Origin of the sequence: Streptomyces boncukensis, from assembly GCF_011045075.1 — a bacterium.
In the GTDB taxonomy this organism is placed as follows: Bacteria; Actinomycetota; Actinomycetes; order Streptomycetales; family Streptomycetaceae; genus Streptomyces; species Streptomyces boncukensis.
This window is the reverse complement of sequence record NZ_JAAKZZ010001135.1, coordinates 1-403: the sequence shown is the minus strand read 5'-3', so window position 1 is coordinate 403 and position 403 is coordinate 1. Positions and strand designations below refer to the sequence as shown.

Sequence of the window (403 nt, the reverse complement as noted above, 5' to 3'; positions counted from 1 at the left end):
GCCCCTGCGGACTGCCCGCCGGGTACGGCGCCTGCTGCGGGCGCTTCCACGACGGGCGGGCCACCGCGTCGACGGCGGAGTTGCTGATGCGGTCGCGCTACGCCGCCTTCGCCGTGGGGGACGAGGCGTATCTGCTGCGCACCTGGCACCCGCGCACCCGTCCCACGCGTGTCGACGTGGCGGACGGGCCGGAGTGGACGGGGCTGGAGATTGTCGAGGCGGTCGGCGGCACGGCGTTCCACACCGAGGGTCAGGTCGCCTTCCGTGCGTACTGCACCGCCGACGGGAAGCGGGGCACGCTGGAGGAACGGAGCCGGTTCGTGCGGCACGAGGGGGAGTGGGTCTATCTGGACGCGGTGACGTGACCGCGCCTACCCGGCTCGGCGGAACCAGCGGGGCCGCC

General features: G+C 74.4%; 1 protein-coding gene. It reads left to right on the top strand.

Features of this window, described 5'->3' with window-relative positions; all coding sequences use genetic code 11:
- Positions 1–365, top strand: a 365-nt coding sequence (locus G5C65_RS38320; protein ID WP_165303709.1) for a YchJ family protein, incomplete at its 5' end; no start/stop codon positions are given.
- Between the last annotated feature and the right edge of the window lie 38 nt (positions 366–403).